This is a genomic window from Mucilaginibacter aquariorum (genome assembly GCF_024498135.1).
Taxonomy (GTDB): Bacteria; Bacteroidota; Bacteroidia; order Sphingobacteriales; family Sphingobacteriaceae; genus Mucilaginibacter; species Mucilaginibacter aquariorum.
Genome location: NZ_JANHOH010000001.1, coordinates 1,588,635 through 1,607,147, shown reverse-complemented (window position 1 = coordinate 1,607,147; position 18,513 = coordinate 1,588,635). Strand labels below are relative to the sequence as shown.

Below are 18,513 nucleotides of genomic sequence, written 5' to 3'. Positions count from 1 at the left end.
AACATCAAAACAATGGCAACTAAAGGAACGACCACAGACCGTAAGAAAGTCAATTCCGGCGAAAAGTATGAGGTAAAGTACGAAGCCGAGAAGTTAGGCATCAGTACACAAGCGCTCGTCGGCGCAAAGAGGGCCACGGGCTCCAATGACCGTAAGGTTATCGAAAAATATCTTGCTGATAAGAAGAAGAAATAGCCCATCCGAAACCATAATGCAAAGCCCCGCAAGGGGCTTTGTTGTCAACTTACTTATCTATAAGATGAACCGAAAGATAAAAGCAAATACCGCGGATGCACGGACAATTGACATCGATGATGCCTATGCCCTCGAATTTTGGGCGAGGGAATTCAACGTGTCACAGGATAAAGTAAAAGCTGCTGTATTGGCGGCAGGCACTGCCGCGCCGGATGTAAAGCGTGAACTAAAAAAATAAAACATGGGGCTGATTGAATACGCCAAAAAGCGGGATTTTAAAAAGACCGCCGAACCTAAAGCCGGAAAAAGCAAGGATAAGAACAACCTCATTTTCGTTGTGCAAAAGCACGATGCCTCGAGGCTGCATTATGATTTCCGTCTGGAGATGGACGGCGTACTGAAAAGTTGGGCGGTACCAAAAGGCCCGAGCCTTGATCCAAAAGTTAAGCACCTGGCCATGATGGTCGAAGATCACCCGTTTGACTATTTGAACTTTGAAGGAATTATTCCGAAAGGAGAATATGGCGGCGGTACGGTGATTGTTTGGGACGAAGGTACCTATGAGCCGATAGAGCCAATTAAAGGCAAAAAAGCTCAGGAAAAACATCTGCTCAAACAACTCGCTTCGGGACAGCTAAAGATCAAGTTGCATGGCGAAAAGCTCAATGGTGAATTTGCCATGGTTAAAACGCATGGTATGGGAGAAAACGGCTGGCTGATGATCAAGCACAAGGATGAGTTCGCGACCAGCGAGGACATCACTAAAAAGGACAAATCCGTGCTTTCCGGTAAAACCATTGAAACGATGGAAAAAACCAGTGAAAAGGTTTGGCAACATGGCCACGAAGAAGACGTGGTGCCGGACGAGGAACTGGAAGAAGAAGTTGCTACAGAAGAAGCAGCAGACCTGGATATAAAAGCAATATTGAAAGCTGCCCCAAAATCCAAGGTTCCGGCAAACATTAAACCGATGAAAGCGACTTTGGTTGACAAACCGTTTAATGAACCGGGCTGGCTCTTTGAGGTAAAGTGGGATGGTTACCGGGCGGTTGCGGTGCTTAGCAAAAAAGAAGGCGCACAGCTGATCTCGCGCAATAATCTTCCTTTTGAAAAATATTACCCCATCAATGACGCGCTGAAAGGCTGGGGCATGGATGCCGTTTTGGACGGTGAGCTACTGGTGTTGAACGATAAAGGGATATCTGATTTCGGCGCAATGCAGAACTGGCGCAGTGAAGCGGACGGCAACCTGGTTTATTACATTTTCGATATTTTATGGTATGAAGGTAAGAACCTGATGGGACTGCCCCTTATCGAGCGCCAGGCTATTCTACAATCGATTATGCCGACAGACAATGACCATATTCGCCAAAGCAAAGTGTTCGATGCAAATGGCATTGACTTTTTCGCGGCAGCGGAAAAGATGGGGCTGGAAGGCATCATCGCCAAAAAAGCGGATAGTGTTTATACTTCCGATCTGCGCAGTAAAGAATGGCTCAAAGTTAAAGTGCAGCGCAGGCAGGAAGTAGTGATCGCCGGTTTTACCAAAAATGAAGGCACCGGCAAATCATTCAGCGCTTTGGTGCTGGGTGTTTACAAAGGCAAGGAATTGCAATTCGTAGGCAAAGTAGGTACTGGCTTTTCAGACAAACTGCAAAAAGAAATGATGACGCAATTCAAGCCGCTCATCACGGATAGAAGCCCTTTTGATTATGAGGTCGATGTCGATAAACCGACCCGCTTCCGCCCTAAACGGATGGGTGCAAAACCGACCTGGTTAAAACCTGAACTGGTTTGTGAAGTAGGTTTCGCCGAAGTGACCAGTGATGGCGTGTTTCGCCAGGCATCCTTTAAAGGGATGCGCAATGACAAAAAAGCAAAAGATGTAATACTGGAGACGCCTGTCGATACAGCAGAAACCATAACTGAAACTGAGCCAATAGTTTCCAAAACCACAGAAACGTCTGTAGTTAGGGAAAAATCAAAAGCCAAGACGAAAGGCAAAACGAAAGATGCCGATCTAAAATTGGAGCCGGTCAAAACCACCGAACGGAAAACATTGCTCAATCCGACTGAGGATACACAAACCAAAAAAGTTTGCGGGCATGACCTCAAATTCAACCACGTTACTAAACTGTATTGGCCGGAGGATAAGATCACCAAAGGGCAAATGCTGAATTATTACTATAAGGTAGGCGAATACATGATGCCCTATCTGAAAGACCGGCCAATGTCCTTAAACCGCTTTCCTGGTGGCATTCATGGCCAAAGCTTCTACCAGAAGAATGTTACGGACAAAGCACCGGACTGGGCTAAAACATTTGACCACGTAACCGGAGAAGGAAAGGTGACCAAATATTTAGTAGCAACTGATGAAGCCAGTCTCCTATGGATGAACTCTTTAGGCTGCATCGAGATCAACCCCTGGTTCAGCCGAGCGGAAACACCGGATAACCCGGACTACTGCGTGATTGATCTGGACCCGGATAAGCACACTTATGACCAGGTGGTACAGGCCGCCCTCGAAGTAAAGAAAGTGCTGGATGCCATTGATGTGCCGGCATACCCGAAAACTTCGGGCTCGACCGGTATGCATATTTATATCCCGCTGGGAGGTAAATACACCTATGACCAGTCGCAGATGTTCGCCAATATCATTGTCAAGCTGGTGCATAAACAGATCCCGCATTTTACCAGCCTCGAACGCAGTATTGCCGCGCGCAAAGGCAAAATGTACCTGGACTTTTTACAGAACCGTCCGGGCGCAACGATCGCAGGGCCGTATTCACTCCGCCCGAAACCGGGCGCGACGGTGTCTATGCCCCTCACCTGGGACGAAGTAAAACCGGGCCTGACGATCCAGCATTTCAATATCCATAACGCGCTGGACCGCCTGAAAGAGACCGGTGACCTGTTCAAAGGCGTGTTAGGCGAAGGCATCGACCTGGCCAAAACCATCAAAAAAGCACAAACCATATTTAGCTAAAATGAAAAAATTGATCAGTAACATCATTGGAGGACTGGCGGGGGCGGTTACCCTAAATATCATTCACCAGACCGTAAAAGCATTTGACCATAAAGCGCCGCGTGTCGACCTGGTGGGTGAGGAGGCCCTGACAAAAGGCATGGAAGCCATGAACCTGACCCCTCCGACGGGCAACGCCCTTTTTGTGGCTACACTGGCTGGAGACTTACTCAGTAACGCGCTTTATTTCAGCACGATCGGCTTGGGCAAAAAGAAATACCTGCTGTTGCGCGGGGCGGCGATCGGTGCGGCCGCCGGAATTGGAGCACTGACCTTGACCGAACCATTGGGTCTGAGCGATGAGCCGGTGACGAGAACGGATAAAACAAAAGTGCTGACGGTGGCCTGGTACCTGGTTGGCGGTTTGGTTACGGCATTGGCGATCAAAGGGCTACGTTCCAAAAGCAGCGGACTTTAATATCCGCGGATAGCGAACAGGAACAGGAATTTACTGTCTTCGATAAACTTATTCAAATTCCCTGCGTCCCGGTTTTTTGGAAATATGGCGACATTCTCGAAATAAAATGCTGAGAACTTGCCCGGCTTGGAGATAAAACTTTCTTCGAATAATTCGAACAGGGTACTATTTAATTGTTCGGCAAGCTCATCGCTTACAAAACTAAATTTTTCTTCAACGGCGTCTCTGAAGATATTTAGAACCGATGATAAAATTTCACCAATATCACTGTCATTAGCTTGGCTTACAACAGGAATGTTATTGTAATAAAACGGTGATTTTTTACCGAGATCTTCCATCAGTCCTTCATCAAAACTCACTTGGAAAGCCCGGTCTAAAATGCCGATGATCTTTTCAAAGCCTTCGCTATCTAAATTAAATGACATCGTCAAATTTAGAAAAGCGGATAGCAATAAACAAATACTGTAATCAATTACAGAAATAGCTGTTGCTCGTCAGTGTAGTAGGTGGTCCGTCCGCCAATCTTCTCCGTTTTGATTTCCTCGCCTTTTGAAGTTTTTTTTAATGTACGGCTGTGAATATTCATAAAATCTTTTAATTCTCCTTTAAGTTCGTCCCCATTTGCTGCCCCGATCTGTTTGATCGCGCTTTTTAGGACTTCATTAATGCTGTTAAAAAGCCGGTCAATGTATGGAGCGGGTATGGCCTTCGCGGTTGGGAACGGGGAAACTCCGGCGTCGTATAGGATCTCGTCGGCATAGGAATTACCGATACCACGGATGAGCTTCTGGTCCATGAGCAGGGTTTGATGACCGTGTGCTTTTTGGAAAGTAGTGATGAAAAATATTCCTTACTTAACGCGAGTGCCTCTGGCACAGGGACCGGTGCTGGCTGCAGGGTCTGCGTAGCATGTTTTTGAAGATCGATAACGGCAAACCCTTCACCTTTATCGAAATGGAGAGGGAGAGATTCGAATCATAGTTCTTATGGGCTTATTGTCAGTGAATTACATGTGTTGATGTTTCTAACTCTACGAATGGCGCAATTCAATTGAATGATATTTGGCCTCCGGATTTAGCCCACTCATCAACGCCACCAAGTAAGGGTCTAATTCGTTTTAACCCTGACCTGCGCAGTTTCTGAGCATATCTTGCCGCCGTGAGTTCGTCTGGACAGGAGCAATAAACAATTATCTCATCGTGGGCGGAATAAAGATTAGCGATCTCACTCAAATTATTTTCGCTGATGGGTATAGAACCGGGAATGAACCCGTTTCTTGTCCGTTGATCTTCGGGACGCGCGTCAAATATTACATGTCCTGATTTGTCACGTATTAATTCGTGCAGGTCATTGACAGTCACACGATCAGTTTTGAATTGCCTGATAAGGAGGTGCCGCTGCAACCATTTGGCAAAAAGGAAGATGCAAAATGAAATAATAACGATCAAAACTCCAAGTTTGCCATATTCGGTCAGTGTGGCAATTAAGCTGCCAATCTCATGGTGAAATAAGACGCCGAGACTGACAGCCGCAATGCTATAAATGGCCGCGGCAATCAAAGAGTAAGCTATGAATGAAAATATCGGCATGGCGTAAACACCAGCTATTACGGGGGCTAATGTAGAAAGGCCCGGAATGAATTTCACAACCGTTAGCGCAGGCGGGCCGTAACGTTCAAAAATATCTCCGCTGCTCTTTACGCAGGAGTCAGGCGATAGCGATATCCTGCACAATTTTCCCAGAACACCTGTCCCTAGTTTTTTACCGGCGAAGTATAAAATAATGTCACCGATTAAAGATCCGAAAGTCGCGGTCAGCACGAGTGAAATTACATCGAAAGTATTGGCAGGGGTGACGGCTGCAGTAACAATAACGATAGCAAATGCAGGTATTGGTAAGCCGATGCTTTGAATCAGCGTAATAAGAAAAATTATCCAAAGCCCGTAAGCTTGCACCAATTCAATTAATGTATTCATTGATCATAGCTGATATGACGCTAAATTACCGAATTTGATTATCATAGTGCTTCCAACTTGGTATTTTGACTTAAATATGCCTTTAAGGAATGCCCGCAGTAAATAAGTGATCAGAGCACATCTTAAGGATCATTCGTGGTTTCTCAGTGACCCCGTGATGGCATCTTTAATTGCTTGAGCCGATACTGTCCTTGGTGTCTCCTCATCCTGAATGGCCACCAGCTCATCCTGCAGCATGAGGTGGAGGCCAGGTACCTGTTAACCGGAAAAATGAAATTGCAGGGTTTTGCCTGCCCGTTTTACAGCGGGAAGTTGACGCCTTCCAAAGCCGACCTGAATTCGGCGGGGCTGACATTTAATTATTGTGCTACGGTTACATCAATCCTGTTAAGCGTTTTCTCACAGAATTTCCTTGTCAGGATGTTTGCAAATACGTTGAGGTAGGGTAATTCTGCCATAGGTTATAATTTCGTTTAAGAAAGTTCAATCCAGACGGGTGCATGGTCGCTGCTGTGTTCCCAGCCTCTAACGCTTTTATCTATGCCCGCTGCTTTCAGGCGAGGCAGGAGTTTATCATTGAGTAGAAAATGGTCAAGTCTTAAACCCGCATTTCGGCCATAGGCGTTACGGAGATAATCCCAGAAAGTGTAGACCGGTTCAGCGGGAAATAAGTGCCGGACAGCATCCGTCCAGCCAAGTTTGAGCAACGCGCGGAACAGCTTTCGCGCTTCCGGGCGGAACAAAGCATTTTCGAGGTATTTTTCGGGTTTATAGGTGTCCAGCTCGGTGGGCATAATGTTGTAATCGCCGATGAGTGCGACAGGCAAGCCAAACTGCTGCAGTTTTTTGGCATGGGCGGTCAGTCGTTTGATCCACTTAAGTTTATAGTCGAATTTCGGGCCAGGAAATGGATTGCCGTTAGGGAGATAGAGACAGCCGATCACCACACCATTGACAAATGCTTCGATATAACGGCTATGCGTATCGTCCGGGTCACCGTCAAGGTCGCGGCGCGTTTCCTGAATTTCGCCGTAACGAGAAAGAATGGCCACACCGTTCCAGCTTTTCTGGCCGTGCCAGATCGCATGATAACCCGCATCCAGCAAGGCCTGCTCCGGAAACTTATGATTTTCACACTTGAGTTCCTGTAAGCATACCACATCAGGTTCCGCTTCCTTCAGCCAACGGACGAGATTAGCGATCCGGCCATTGATGCCATTAATGTTATAGGTAGCGATCTTCATGGGGTTGCCGGAAACAATATCTACCAGATTATTTCACAATATGATCAGCCGCCGACTTGACCGTGTTTTTGGCGATACCTGTTTTATCACTGATGATACCGGATGCTAAATCCTTGGCCAGGTCCTTTAATTTATGTTTAAGTTCCGCAAAGCGTTCTTCGCCGTCATCTGTTAAATAAAAGTAAGCGACCGCTGCCGCGGCCAGGCCTCCGATAATGGCGGCTGCGATCAGGCCGTTGTGGTTCTCTTTTTCGAATAGGTTTTTCATATCTGTTTTTGATTATGCGCCTTTTTTCACCTGTAGACTGTTCATGAGCTGGTCATACAGGTCATCGCCTTTGGCTGCTTTTGGTTTTAGTTTCTTAATGGTCGGGCGTTTGCCTTTCGCTTTTTGTTCGATGATCTTCAGGAGCTCACCGTGATATTCATCTTTATATTTGGAGAGGTCAAGGGGTTCGGCATACTGATCGATGAGCGCCAGGCCCATTTTGAGTTCTTTATCGCTGACGTCGATCTTATCATCCAGTTTGAGGTCTTCCTGGTCGCGGATCTGTTGGGCGAAGCGGATACGGGTAACGACAATGGCCTTATCCACCGGGTGTACAATACAAAGGCTCTCCGTACTTCGCAGTACGAAACGCGCGAGACCTGCCTTCTTTGATTTTTTCAGCGCGGCGAGCAGCAGGGCATAAGCCTTGTTGTTTTTGGTCGCAGGTTCCGTATAGTAAGAGGTTTCGTAATACATGGGGTTCACCGCCGCGATATCGACAAAGTTCTCGATCTCGATCACCTTTGTTTTTTCTGGAGCGGCAGCCTCGAAGTCTGCTTCTTCGATGATCACATAATCATCATCGTATTTATAGCCTTTAACGATCTTGTCGTAAGGTACTTCCTTTTTTGTATTCTCATTGACCCGCTGGAACTTGATGTGTGCATGGTCACGGCTATCCAGCATATCCAGATCAAGCCGGGTTTCCTGTACCGCAGAAAATAATTTGATGGGTATGCTCACAAGGCCAAAACCGATGGAGCCAGTCCAAATGCTTCTCATAACTTTAGTTTTCTAACATTATCATTAACACCATGCGGGTGATGCGCTTCGATCTTGTCGGCCAGCAAATGCAATATTTCTTCCTCAACGTTTCCGGGGTTTTGGCAGATATGCAAAAAGTCATGCGCGTCCGGCTCAAAGCTGGCTACATAAGCGCCATTTTCATATATACGAAACTTGCATTTATCATCCTCATGGTGCGCATATTCGCCCACCTCGAAATGATGCACGGCTTTATCCAGACTTATCGTGATCGGGTAATTCTCCATATCAGTATAACCCATAGCGTCGGCTATTGTTTACTTATCAGAATTGATAATCTGAAGCTAACTTGATGGCGAAATAGTGAAGAATTAAAAGCGTTAAATTATGAATGTAGGAGGCTTTAGGTTCGTGCCTAACTCTTTATTCAATTGTTTTATAATGTATTCACACATGACAGGGCTATTGTTTTCGTCCAGTTGGTGCACGAAAAACCAAATCCTCTTTAAGCCCTTCTCTCTCCAGGTTTTAATTCTTTGAACCCATGCATCTGCACGCGTGTAATCGGTGGGGTGCAAATTGCTGCCCACAAATCGGATCATGGTTTGAGTTGTTGTTAATTCCATGTGGGCACAATCTCTTCGACCGGCCGAATCGGTTATTACCGTGCCGATCTTCAGATTGTGCAGCGTATTAAATAATTTTTCTTTGGCTTCACCTTCTTTATACCACTCTTTATTCCGAACCTCAACAAATACCGGAGTAGTGGTTGGCAAGGCTTCCAGGTATGTTTTCAGGTTATCAAAACTTTTCGGGCTGAAGTTGTCGCTAAGTTGTAGCATAAGCCCACCAAGTTTGCCACCAAATCCACTAATTGCTTCATAGAATTGGGCCGTCTGTATTTCGGCATTTGCAAGCCTTCTGATGTGGGAAATGCTTTGCGGAAACCGGGGGCAAAATGTAAAATCGGTACGGTCTTCAACCTGATCTCTCCATCTTTTTACATCATCTAATTTGGGAATAGCGTAAAACGAAGCGTTTAATTCCAGCGTATTAAACTGTTTACAGTACTCATTTAAAAATTGTTTATCAGGGGTTTTAGGCGGATAAATTCGGCCTAGCCATCCCCGGTTCCCCCATTTGGTGGAGCCGACTTGAATAATTAGATCGTCACTATCCTTCGATGTCGCCAGCGTTTTATTCGTTAAATCCGAATCAGTTGGTAGCGTGAAATCTATTGCTGATAATTCTAAAGGGTCAATTCTGCCAAATTCCATCATGCAAAGTAAACAGTTAACAACACAAGTTTTGCATTGGGTTGTTAAAATCTCAGTCTATTGCAGAAGCAACCAGCGATTGCAACTCTGATCACAAATTTTTACATTGTGCTAATGGTAAACCCTATAATTGGATTCGGAATAGTGTATGGTGAAGAAATCATCTATTGTGAAGCAAGTATGGCCGAACGGAGTTATGAAATATATTTCAATGGAAAGTGGATGGCCTCCGTCGAACACACGGAGTACCTGAACTGGATTCAAGCATCTGGCGTAATTTTACCACAAAGTATCATCGACGAGATCGGGCAAAAAATAGAAAGCCACTATAATTAAATAATAAATTTAAGCATAATATCATTTACACTTATACTATGCCGGAAATCCCAGACTTAAATATTTTCAATAAAAATCTAAGTAAGCGCCTTGTAGGTAAAACGCTTACAGAGATCACGATTCTTGTTCCCAGGCAACTTAAAGTACCGGAATCTGTTTTGAAAGAAGCTTTCGACGGACAAAAGTTAGCTGCTATCACCAGGGAAGGTAAGGAATTACATTTCGCATTTGGAAACGGGCACGTGCTGGGCCTTCATTTAATGCTGCATGGAACCATGTATTGGTACGAGGGTTCAAACGAAAATAAGTTCACCATCGCTGAACTCATGTTTTCTGATGGGACCGGCTTAGCCATTACCGACTGGCAAAAGGCGGTGATCATAATGCTTGACCCCATGCCCACAAAGGTGCCTGACGCTTTGAGCATACCTGACGGTTACCTGAGCAGTGCATTAAAAGCAACTTCCCGCCCTATTAAAACCGTTTTAACGGAAGGAAAGATGGTTCGGGGTATTGGGAATGCGTATGTTGACGAAATTCTGTATTCCGCCAAGATATCACCGTTTTCCAAAGCCAATAAGATTCCTGAAAATAAAGTTAATGATATCCTAAAAGCTATAAAGACGGTCCTGGAGGATGCGGAAAGCCATATATCAAAGAATTTCCCTGATACAATTACGGAAAAGGAACGTGATTTCCTTCAGGTGCATCTGCCCAGGCATGACCTTACTCCATCCGGTGAAACTATCTTAAAAGCCGAAATAAATTCACGCAAAACCTATTATACAGAAAGTCAGGAACTCTTCGAATAAAGCTACAATGATGACTTGATTTAAAGGTTCAGATGTTGCGACATTACAAAACAAAGGCAACGGCGCGTTGTCTTATGAATAGTAAATAACCAATAATATGATCATCGCTACATCTTCACTCGAACTAACACGTACAGACGGAACGAAATTATACGTCGATATTGAGCCGGTAACCTATCAGGAAGAAGGCAAACTTGTTTTTACCGGGGTTTATCAGTTGCAGGCGACGCGCCACGATGACCCTGCCGGTGAATATACCGAAGACAATCCCGGCGACACAACAGAGATCGGTACATTCGCCCATAAGCAGGATAATAAATTTGAATGGGTTTATCTCGGTGATTTTTTGGATGAGGAAGAGCAATCCCAGGTTGCAGATCATCTACAGCGTCTGGAAGATAAGGACGCACATACAGCGGGTTTTTATGTGCAGGCATTCTATCATGGCGGCATGAACAGTTTTGAAGTAAAAGCGCAGGAAGGCATCTATGCTGTAGCTTATGATGGCAAAGTCATCGCCGAACTGGAACATAATCATAAATGGGAACAAGTTAGTGGTGATCCGTTGGAAGAAGATGTTTTCGTGTCAGTGAAACAAGCGATCGAAGCAAAATTTGAAAAAAGATAAAAGGAAGTATTTATGCCATGGTATAACGGCGATTACCCACCATCATATAAAAACCAACCTAAGAAGATCAGAGATAAGGCTACCGAGATAGCCAATGAAGTGTTAACGACCACCGGTGACGAAGGTGAGGCCATCGCGACCGGTCTGAAACAAGCCAGGTTACATTTCGCAAACCTGGATAAGAAGAAAAAAAAAGATGAGTAACGACAACCTCAAGCGATTTTTAGATGCTCAACAACGTGATTATGCTACCGCTTTAACAGAAATAAAATCAGGCCGTAAACGTAGTCATTGGATCTGGTATATTTTCCCGCAGATTGACGGGCTGGGCTATAGTGAAATGTCGAAACGTTATGCGATCAAAGATCTGCCGGAAGCTATCGCGTACCTGGCGCATCCTGTATTGGGTAAGCGCCTGGTGGAGATTGCAGCGGTCCTGCTGGAATTAGAATCCCGCAATGCAAATAGTGTGATGGGCAGTCCCGATGACCTGAAACTGCGGTCATCTATGACTTTATTCGCACAAGTACCTGGTGCGGACCCTGTTTTTAAAGCAGTGCTGAAAAAGTATTTTCAAGGTGAAAAGGATAAGGCGACTTTGCAGTTGCTGTAATTACCGTGATAGCCATTATCGGCATTTAATAGATTTAAAAATGACCAGCCCAATCAACTTACAAATTAAACGCCTCGATGGTACCTGGGATATTATCGAAGCTGCCCCGTTGCTGATCGAAGAAGGTCATGAACTTGTTCCCACCGGTACTTACCAGCTTTATCGCGGCTTCCCTGAATTTGACAGCAATCTTTTTGACTTTCAAACCATGCGGGAACGCTATGTAGAAAGTCTTGAATTAACAGGTGAAGATAATCCCGGTTATCTCGGAGAGCTTCATTTTCCCGGCATCGGTTTTTTCGAGTGGAAATATGTGGGCAATCAATTACAGGATGGTGAGGTCTGGCAGATCGTGGATTGTTTACAGGATTATGCCGCCGGGAAAGTACACCCGATGGATAATGGGATCATTCTTCCCAAACCCGAGCAACCGGAAGATATATCGCTGCATTTCAAATACGGTAAAGATCAAATCGTCCGCGATATCCGCCTTGAAGAAATGGAAGGCCATTTTGTTGTTCTCGTTAACGGTGACCCGACCGCGCAATTCGAACTGTTAGAACAAGATTGGGAAATTACCGGCGGCGAAATTGATGACGCTGACCTCTTAGCTGAAATTTTAAGACGTATCAAAGCCAACACTTAGCCAATACAATGGAGGTGGCCATGGTTTTAAGCAACTTTTCCATCTCACCGTGATGACCGGTTATCTGCCCGGCAATTTCTTCCTGCTCTTCAATGGCCAGCGCCCCCCCGTCATAAATCCAGTTACCTCCCGGTATCGAATAACAACCTTCCCTGTGGCATAGGTTCCGGTGCCTGATACCCCGGTACTTTTACATGGAATAATTCGAACATGCCATAATTTTCCCGGGAAAGCTCGAAGGTTACCGCACCATCAGGCGATAACTCGCCTTTAACTCGCAATTCCGGCTCTACACGAACGGTTAGCTGATGACCATTTTTTCGCTTGATCTCCACCTGTTTCGCTCCTTTCAGAAATGATCTGTCCATGTGTTTTGTAATTTACTTAAAACAAATGTGCAGAAAAAAATGTAAAAAATATACGAATAATGCTAAAAATATTAGCATAACTTTGTACTCCTCAAATTTGCAAAAATATGGTGCCCATTAATGTACAACTCGAACTCAACGCCCGACAGGTAAAAATCTCGGCCGAACAACTTGACCAATTGGCTGATGAAGTGGGCTTTATGCGCTACCAGGTCAAAGCGGCTGACCGCACTACGGTAGTTTATGTAAACATTGAAGACGAGCAGCGAATCCCGCTTACGCCCCAGGACGCTGAAGATTATTTTGAAACCCTGCAATATCCTGAGCAGGGCATCGGGTATACTTTGGATGATATTTTTACTACGGATGAGGCAATTGCGATTGCCAAAGCCATTCGCGAGTACAATTTCAGTCGTAAACTGAATTTTGATCAAATGAACTTCGACTTTTAATTGATAGCCATGACCGCCACGAAACAAGAAATAATCAGCAAACTCCGTCAGGACATGATCCGCTGGGAAGGTTTCCGCCCGCCGCAGCCCGGCATAAACAATGACCTGGGCCTCGGTCCGGTTGCCGCTGCTTTTCCGGATGGCGTTTTTCCAACCGGCGCGATCCATGAGCTTATCAGTAACAGCCCGGAAGATACTGCCGCCAGCGGCGGCTTCATTGCCGGCCTCGTTCAAAAGTTACTAACCAACGGCGGTGCCTGCCTTTGGATCAGTTATACCCGCCGGATCTATCCGCCTGCGCTTAAGCTTTTCGGTGTCGATCCCGACCGAGTTATTTTTGTTGATGTCCCCATGCAAAAGGATGTGCTTTGGGTTACTGAAGAAGCACTCAAATGCGAAGGCGTCGCCACGGTCATCTGCGAAACAAAAGACCTCAGCTTTGCCGAATCACAACGTTTGCAACTGGCCGTTGAGAAAAGCAGGGTAACCGGTTTCGTCCTGCGAAAGGATGTGAAAAAAATAAATACGACAGCTTGTGCGGCTCGCTGGCAAATTCGCCCGGTACGCAGCCAGTTACGTAGCGGAATGCCGGGCGTCGGTCATCCACGCTGGCAGGTCAATTTGCTCAAGGTCAGAAATGGCAAGCCAGGCAGCTGGACGGTCGAATGGAAAAATCAGAATTTCCAAACCGTCATAGCACCACAAATCATTGAACCAGCCCGATTATATGCCTAAGCGTTTTGCGTCCATATGGTTCCGGCATTTGCTGACAGACTGGAAGGCGATCCGCCAGCCCGGACTGAAAGGGAAGGCCTATGTCTTTGCCGAACCGGATCATGGACGTATGCTGATCACTGCGCTGACGGACGAAGCCGCTAAATACGGCGTAACGGAAGGCATGACTGTAGCAGATGCCCGAGTCATTGCGCCTGAGCTGCATGTTTTTGATGGCAAGCCCGGCCGCAACCTGAAACTGCTGACCGGCCTTGCGGAGTGGTGCCTGCGTTATACACCGCTTATCCAGCTTGACCCGCCGGACGGTTTATTGCTTGATGTTACTGGTTGTACGCACCTTAAGGGCGGCGAAAAAGCTTATTTACAAGAGATCGTGTCCAGATTAAAAATACTGGGCTACGATGTTCGTCCTGCAATCGCTGATACCATTGGCACGGCCTGGGGCGTGGCACGCTGTGCAAGCTCCGGCCTTATCGTGCCGGAAGGTGAGCACCGTAACGCGCTTATGCCATTGCCGCCCTCAGCGCTACGTTTACCAACGGCGCAGCTGTTGAAACTGCGCAACCTCGGTTTGCACCAGATCAGCAGTATTATTTACATTCCAAATTCTGTACTGCGTCGCCGTTTTGGTAAGGACATGGTGCTTCGCCTGCAACAAGCGCTCGGCCAGGAAGTGGAATACTTATTCCCATTGAAAGAACCTGTTCCCTATAGTGAACGATTGGAATGCCTGGAAGCTATTAAAACCAGGCCGGCTATAGAGATCGCTTTAAATAGTTTGCTCGAAAAACTTTGCGAAAGGCTGTATGGTGAAGGACTGGGCCTTAGGGCGGCTACGTTTACCTGGTACCGGGTCGACGGTAAAAATGGAAACATCTCTATCGGCACCAACCACGCCAGTAACCGGACCGAACACCTCTTCAAATTATTTTTTAATAAACTCGATACCGTTACGCCTGGTATGGGCATTGAATTATTTGTTTTAGATGCCCTCAAAACGGAACCTGTCAGCGATAAGCAAAGTGAGCTATGGTCGGCAACGGGCGGCGCGGACAGTGAAGAAGTGGCAGAACTGCTGGACCGGGTGGCGGGACGGATCGGCACGGCTCATATTTGTCGCTACCTGCCCGGCGAACATTACTGGCCGGAACGAACCCCTACACCAAACACCGATGTGAAAAAAGCACCTGAAAGTGAATGGCGTACAGATAAACCGCGCCCCATGCAGATACTTGACCATCCGGAGCCCATTGAAGCAATGGCACTGACGCCCGATTATCCGCCTAAGCTGTTTATCTGGAAAGGCGTGCAGCATGTCATTGTCGGCGCTGATGGTCCTGAGCGTATTGAACGTGAGTGGTGGTTGGAGCCGGGCGAACACCGGGATTACTATATCGCTGAAGATGAAGCGGGTTGTCGTTACTGGCTTTTCCGTTCGGGCCATTATAATGCCGAAAGCAACCAACACTGGTATTTACACGGCTTTTTCGCATGAGTTACGTTGAATTACAGGTAACCAGCAATTTTAGTTTCCGGCGAGGCGGTAGCCATCCGGAGGAACTTGTCGACCAGGCAGCTGATCTTGGCTATGATGCCATTGCGATCACTGACCGTAATACCTTCGCCGGGATTGTAAGAGGTTACCAGGTGGCGAAAGACCGCAACATCAGGCTCATCCCTGCTGTTCGGCTTGACCTGCTTGATGGTCCAAGCTTGTTGGCTTATCCAACCGATAAGGAAGCTTACGCACGACTTTCCGCGCTGCTGACACTCGGTAACCTCCGCGCTGAAAAAGAGCAATGCCATATTTCCAAAAGGGATGTTTACGAATATGCTGAAGGCTCTTATTTCATCATTGTCCCCCCTGACAAAATCAGCCAGGATTTTGAATTTGAATTTGGTTTTCAACACCATGTTAAAGATTATCAGCAAAACCTGCCTAACCTTTATCTGGCGGCGACTAAGTATTACACGGGTGATGATGCCAAGCGCTTATTCCTTTTAGCGGAATTAGGCATACCCCTGGTTGCTACCAATGACGTTCATTACCATCATGCTGCCCGCAGGGAATTGCAAGATGTTTTGACCTGTGTGAGGGAAAAGTGCACCATTTTTAACGCCGGCTACAAGCTGCACCAAAATGCAGAGCGGCACCTTAAGGAAAAAACAGAAATGGAGCGTTTATTCCGCAATTATCCTGAAGCGATCACCAACGCCGGGATCATTGCCGATTCCTGTAATTTTGATCTCAAATCACTGAAGTACAAATATCCGAGTGAACTAACCACTGAAGGACGGACACCTCAACAGCAATTGAAACACCTTGCCTGGAAAGGGGCGAACACCTTTTACGATAACAACATACCCCCAAAAGTTACAAAAGCAATTGAAGAGGAACTGGAGATCATTGCTGAACTGGATGTTCCTGACTATTTTTTGACCGTAGAAGATTATGTTACCTGGGCCAGAAATCAGGGTATTTTATGCCAGGGGAGGGGGTCAGCGGCCAATTCTGCTGTATGCTTTGTGCTGGGCATTACCTCGGTAGCACCGGACAAATCCAATCTTTTGTTTGCCCGTTTTTTATCAAAAGAACGCAATGAACCTCCTGATATTGATGTAGACTTTGAGCATGAGCGCCGGGAAGAAGTGATCCAGTATGTATACAATCGCTTTGGCCGTGACCGGGCGGCAATCCTGCCGACCGTCACCATGCTGCATTACAAAGGTGCGATTCAGGACGTTGGCCGTGCCATGGGGCTTTCCGTAGATGTGGTTAAACAATTATCGGATGCGTTCGGCGAACTGACCGACGAAGAAATTACCGTAGATCAGGTCGCGGCATTAGGGCTAAATGCAAAAGACCCGCATTTGATCAAGGTTATTGAATTGACCTCGTTAATGATCGGCTTTCCGCGCCAGCTTGGTCAGCACACCGGCGGTTTCGTGATAACCGATGGCAAACTGACCGACCTTTGCCCAATTTTTCATGCGCGCATGGAAAACCGAACCAATATTGAATGGAATAAGGATGATATTGATACGCTCGGTTTTATGAAAGTTGATGTTTTGGCTTTGGGCATGCTAACCTGTATCCGTAAGGCTTTCGATCTTGTTCGATCCAATTACGGGAATGAACTCACATTAGCCAATATCCCGCAGGATGATCCCAAAGTTTACGCAATGATCACTGCCGCCGATACGCTTGGTGTTTTTCAGATCGAAAGCAGGGCGCAAATGTCCATGCTGCCACGCATGAAGCCAACCTGTTTCTATGATCTGGTGATCGAAGTAGCTATCGTCCGGCCCGGCCCGATACAAGGTGATATGGTGCATCCCTATATCCGGCGCAGGAATGGCGAAGAGGCGGTGAATTATCCTTCTGAAGAGATCAGATCCATACTCGAACGCACGCTCGGCGTTCCGCTGTTCCAGGAACAAGCGATGGAGCTGGCCATTGTTGCCGCGGGTTTCACGCCCGGCGAGGCTGATTTGCTCCGCCGAACGATGGCGACCTTTAAGTTTAATGGCATGGTCAGTAAGTTCGAGCATAAGCTGATCAACGGCATGACCAGCCGGGGTTATACCGAAGAATACGCTAGACGCATTTTCAAGCAACTGGAAGGATTTGGTAGCTACGGTTTCCCCGAAAGCCATGCAGCCAGCTTCGCCTTATTGGTTTACGTTTCCTGCTGGCTTAAATTTTATTATCCTGAAGTATTCGCGACGGCGTTGCTTAACAGCCAGCCAATGGGTTTTTACCAGCCCGCCCAAATTGTACGGAATGCCCGCGAACATGGCGTTAAAATGCTTCCCATCGATGTCAACCGTTCGCAATGGGATAATACGCTGGAAGCCAACCAGGGAAAGTACTTTGCGGTTCGTTTGGGCTTTCGGGAGATCGACGGCATTCAGAAGGAAGAAATGGACAAACTGGTGGCAGGAAGGATAAAAACGTACACTGCACCACACCAGATTTGTGATGCCGGTGTCAGCGTGGCCACTATGGAGCGCCTTGCCAATGCCGATGCATTTCGCTCGATGGATCTCGATCGCAGGCGCGCGCTTTGGGAAGTTAGCGCACTGCACGACCGTCCCGTGCAGTTGATGCAAGGCCAACCGTCGGAAAGCGTTTATGAACCTGAGGTCGACCTGCCAACTTTGCGATTATCAGAGCATGTAGTACAGGATTATGCCACTACAGGTCTTTCTATTAAAGGCCACCCGCTCAGTTTTATCCGGCATACACTTGACTTGCTGCATATAAAAACAGCCAGAAGTGCTAACCAAACAGAAAATAAAACAGTTATCAAAACTGCGGGTTTGATCCTCATCCGCCAACGTCCGGGTACTGCTAAAGGTGTTTGCTTCATTACGCTGGAGGATGAAACCGGAACGACCAATCTGGTGGTGTTCCCCAAACTGTTTGATAAGTACCGCAAGGAGATATCGCGCGCCCGTTTACTGATGGTGGAAGGGGTAGTTGAACGAAGCGAGGTTACGCACATTATAGTGCGCCGTATTTTCGACGTTACCAAACTCTTAGGCGACCTGACAGTCATTCGCAATGAGCAACAGCCTCTGCTGACATTATCACGCGCTGATGAAAAAGCTTCGCCATTTATTCCTATTGAAAAACCGCTGAAGACCCAACAAGTGGAAGACGTTATACATAAAGGAAGAAATTTCAGGTAATAATCTCATTGGCAGGTAGCGGTTCTTAACATGAAAAATGAGCAACTATACGTACATTCG

22 protein-coding genes are annotated in these 18,513 nt (G+C 46.6%); 13 read left to right on the top strand and 9 right to left on the bottom strand.

Annotated elements, in window-relative coordinates:
- The first annotated feature begins 12 nt into the window (after positions 1-12).
- The 4 genes from NPE20_RS06980 (at position 13) to NPE20_RS06965 (ending at position 3,638) form a co-directional block, all read left to right on the top strand.
- A complete protein-coding gene (locus tag NPE20_RS06980; protein WP_121243891.1) occupies positions 13-195 on the top strand; it encodes a DUF3606 domain-containing protein in 183 nt (60 codons plus the stop codon).
- Positions 196-259: 64 nt separating this feature from the next.
- Positions 260-433 (top strand): DUF3606 domain-containing protein, encoded by a 174-nt coding sequence (locus NPE20_RS06975; protein ID WP_256537893.1) that lies wholly within the window; start codon positions 260-262, stop codon positions 431-433.
- Between the two features lie 3 nt (positions 434-436).
- Positions 437-3,181, top strand: coding sequence for a DNA ligase D (ligD, locus tag NPE20_RS06970; RefSeq protein ID WP_256537892.1), 2,745 nt, complete (start codon positions 437-439; stop codon positions 3,179-3,181).
- A gap of 1 nt (position 3,182) precedes the next feature.
- The gene (locus tag NPE20_RS06965) at positions 3,183-3,638 is read left to right on the top strand and encodes a hypothetical protein (protein ID WP_256537891.1); all 456 of its coding nucleotides are present in this window, start codon (positions 3,183-3,185) and stop codon (positions 3,636-3,638) included.
- On the opposite strand, the gene NPE20_RS06960 is transcribed toward NPE20_RS06965, so the two are convergent.
- From NPE20_RS06960 to NPE20_RS06925, 8 genes are all read right to left on the bottom strand, one after another.
- Positions 3,635-4,063, bottom strand: coding sequence for a hypothetical protein (locus NPE20_RS06960; protein WP_256537890.1), 429 nt, complete (start codon positions 4,061-4,063; stop codon positions 3,635-3,637). The genes NPE20_RS06965 and NPE20_RS06960 overlap by 4 nt on opposite strands.
- Before the next feature lie 47 nt (positions 4,064-4,110).
- Positions 4,111-4,434 carry an Fpg/Nei family DNA glycosylase gene (locus tag NPE20_RS06955; RefSeq protein WP_256537889.1) on the bottom strand — a complete coding sequence of 108 codons (324 nt, stop codon included), beginning with the start codon at positions 4,432-4,434 and terminating at the stop codon, positions 4,111-4,113.
- Between the two features lie 250 nt (positions 4,435-4,684).
- Positions 4,685-5,614: a VTT domain-containing protein gene (locus NPE20_RS06950; protein WP_256537888.1), complete on the bottom strand. Its 930-nt coding sequence runs from the start codon at positions 5,612-5,614 to the stop codon at positions 4,685-4,687.
- Between the two features lie 473 nt (positions 5,615-6,087).
- Complete coding sequence (xth, locus tag NPE20_RS06945; protein ID WP_256537887.1) at positions 6,088-6,858, bottom strand: exodeoxyribonuclease III; 771 nt, start codon at positions 6,856-6,858, stop codon at positions 6,088-6,090.
- A gap of 28 nt (positions 6,859-6,886) precedes the next feature.
- Positions 6,887-7,126 (bottom strand): hypothetical protein, encoded by a 240-nt coding sequence (locus NPE20_RS06940; protein ID WP_256537886.1) that lies wholly within the window; start codon positions 7,124-7,126, stop codon positions 6,887-6,889.
- Positions 7,127-7,138: 12 nt separating this feature from the next.
- Positions 7,139-7,909: a non-homologous end joining protein Ku gene (gene ku, locus NPE20_RS06935; protein WP_256537885.1), complete on the bottom strand. Its 771-nt coding sequence runs from the start codon at positions 7,907-7,909 to the stop codon at positions 7,139-7,141.
- Positions 7,906-8,178 carry a hypothetical protein gene (locus NPE20_RS06930; RefSeq protein ID WP_256537884.1) on the bottom strand — a complete coding sequence of 91 codons (273 nt, stop codon included), beginning with the start codon at positions 8,176-8,178 and terminating at the stop codon, positions 7,906-7,908. Before NPE20_RS06930 ends, ku begins: the two co-directional genes overlap by 4 nt.
- A gap of 93 nt (positions 8,179-8,271) precedes the next feature.
- A complete protein-coding gene (locus NPE20_RS06925) occupies positions 8,272-9,171 on the bottom strand; it encodes a DUF72 domain-containing protein (protein WP_256537883.1) in 900 nt (299 codons plus the stop codon).
- Positions 9,172-9,542: 371 nt separating this feature from the next.
- Here NPE20_RS06925 and NPE20_RS06920 point away from each other — a divergent pair, with 371 nt between their 5' ends.
- The 5 genes from NPE20_RS06920 (at position 9,543) to NPE20_RS06900 (ending at position 12,203) form a co-directional block, all read left to right on the top strand.
- Positions 9,543-10,316 carry a DNA-formamidopyrimidine glycosylase family protein gene (locus NPE20_RS06920; RefSeq protein ID WP_256537882.1) on the top strand — a complete coding sequence of 258 codons (774 nt, stop codon included), beginning with the start codon at positions 9,543-9,545 and terminating at the stop codon, positions 10,314-10,316.
- Positions 10,317-10,413: 97 nt separating this feature from the next.
- The gene (locus tag NPE20_RS06915) at positions 10,414-10,944 is read left to right on the top strand and encodes a hypothetical protein (protein WP_256537881.1); all 531 of its coding nucleotides are present in this window, start codon (positions 10,414-10,416) and stop codon (positions 10,942-10,944) included.
- Between the two features lie 12 nt (positions 10,945-10,956).
- Positions 10,957-11,148, top strand: coding sequence for a DUF2188 domain-containing protein (locus NPE20_RS06910; protein ID WP_256537880.1), 192 nt, complete (start codon positions 10,957-10,959; stop codon positions 11,146-11,148).
- Positions 11,141-11,557 (top strand): DUF1810 domain-containing protein, encoded by a 417-nt coding sequence (locus tag NPE20_RS06905; protein ID WP_256537879.1) that lies wholly within the window; start codon positions 11,141-11,143, stop codon positions 11,555-11,557. The genes NPE20_RS06910 and NPE20_RS06905 overlap by 8 nt, the downstream gene beginning before the upstream one ends.
- Before the next feature lie 40 nt (positions 11,558-11,597).
- Entirely contained in the window at positions 11,598-12,203 is a 606-nt protein-coding gene (locus NPE20_RS06900; protein ID WP_256537878.1) for a hypothetical protein, read from the top strand.
- A 122-nt stretch (positions 12,204-12,325) separates the two neighbouring features.
- Here the strand turns inward: NPE20_RS06900 and NPE20_RS06895 are convergent, their stop codons facing one another.
- On the bottom strand, positions 12,326-12,571 hold the full coding sequence (locus NPE20_RS06895; RefSeq protein ID WP_256537877.1) for a hypothetical protein: 246 nt from the start codon (positions 12,569-12,571) through the stop codon (positions 12,326-12,328).
- Between the two features lie 107 nt (positions 12,572-12,678).
- Here NPE20_RS06895 and NPE20_RS06890 point away from each other — a divergent pair, with 107 nt between their 5' ends.
- Genes NPE20_RS06890 through NPE20_RS06875 form a run of 4 tightly spaced genes read left to right on the top strand, consistent with a single transcriptional unit; the run spans position 12,679 to position 18,453 of the window.
- Complete coding sequence (locus tag NPE20_RS06890) at positions 12,679-13,023, top strand: hypothetical protein (RefSeq protein WP_256537876.1); 345 nt, start codon at positions 12,679-12,681, stop codon at positions 13,021-13,023.
- A 9-nt stretch (positions 13,024-13,032) separates the two neighbouring features.
- On the top strand, positions 13,033-13,758 hold the full coding sequence (locus NPE20_RS06885; protein WP_256537875.1) for an ImuA family protein: 726 nt from the start codon (positions 13,033-13,035) through the stop codon (positions 13,756-13,758).
- Positions 13,733-15,253 (top strand): Y-family DNA polymerase, encoded by a 1,521-nt coding sequence (locus NPE20_RS06880; protein WP_256537874.1) that lies wholly within the window; start codon positions 13,733-13,735, stop codon positions 15,251-15,253. The genes NPE20_RS06885 and NPE20_RS06880 overlap by 26 nt, the downstream gene beginning before the upstream one ends.
- Complete coding sequence (locus NPE20_RS06875) at positions 15,250-18,453, top strand: error-prone DNA polymerase (protein ID WP_256537873.1); 3,204 nt, start codon at positions 15,250-15,252, stop codon at positions 18,451-18,453. Before NPE20_RS06880 ends, NPE20_RS06875 begins: the two co-directional genes overlap by 4 nt.
- Positions 18,454-18,513 lie beyond the last annotated feature (60 nt).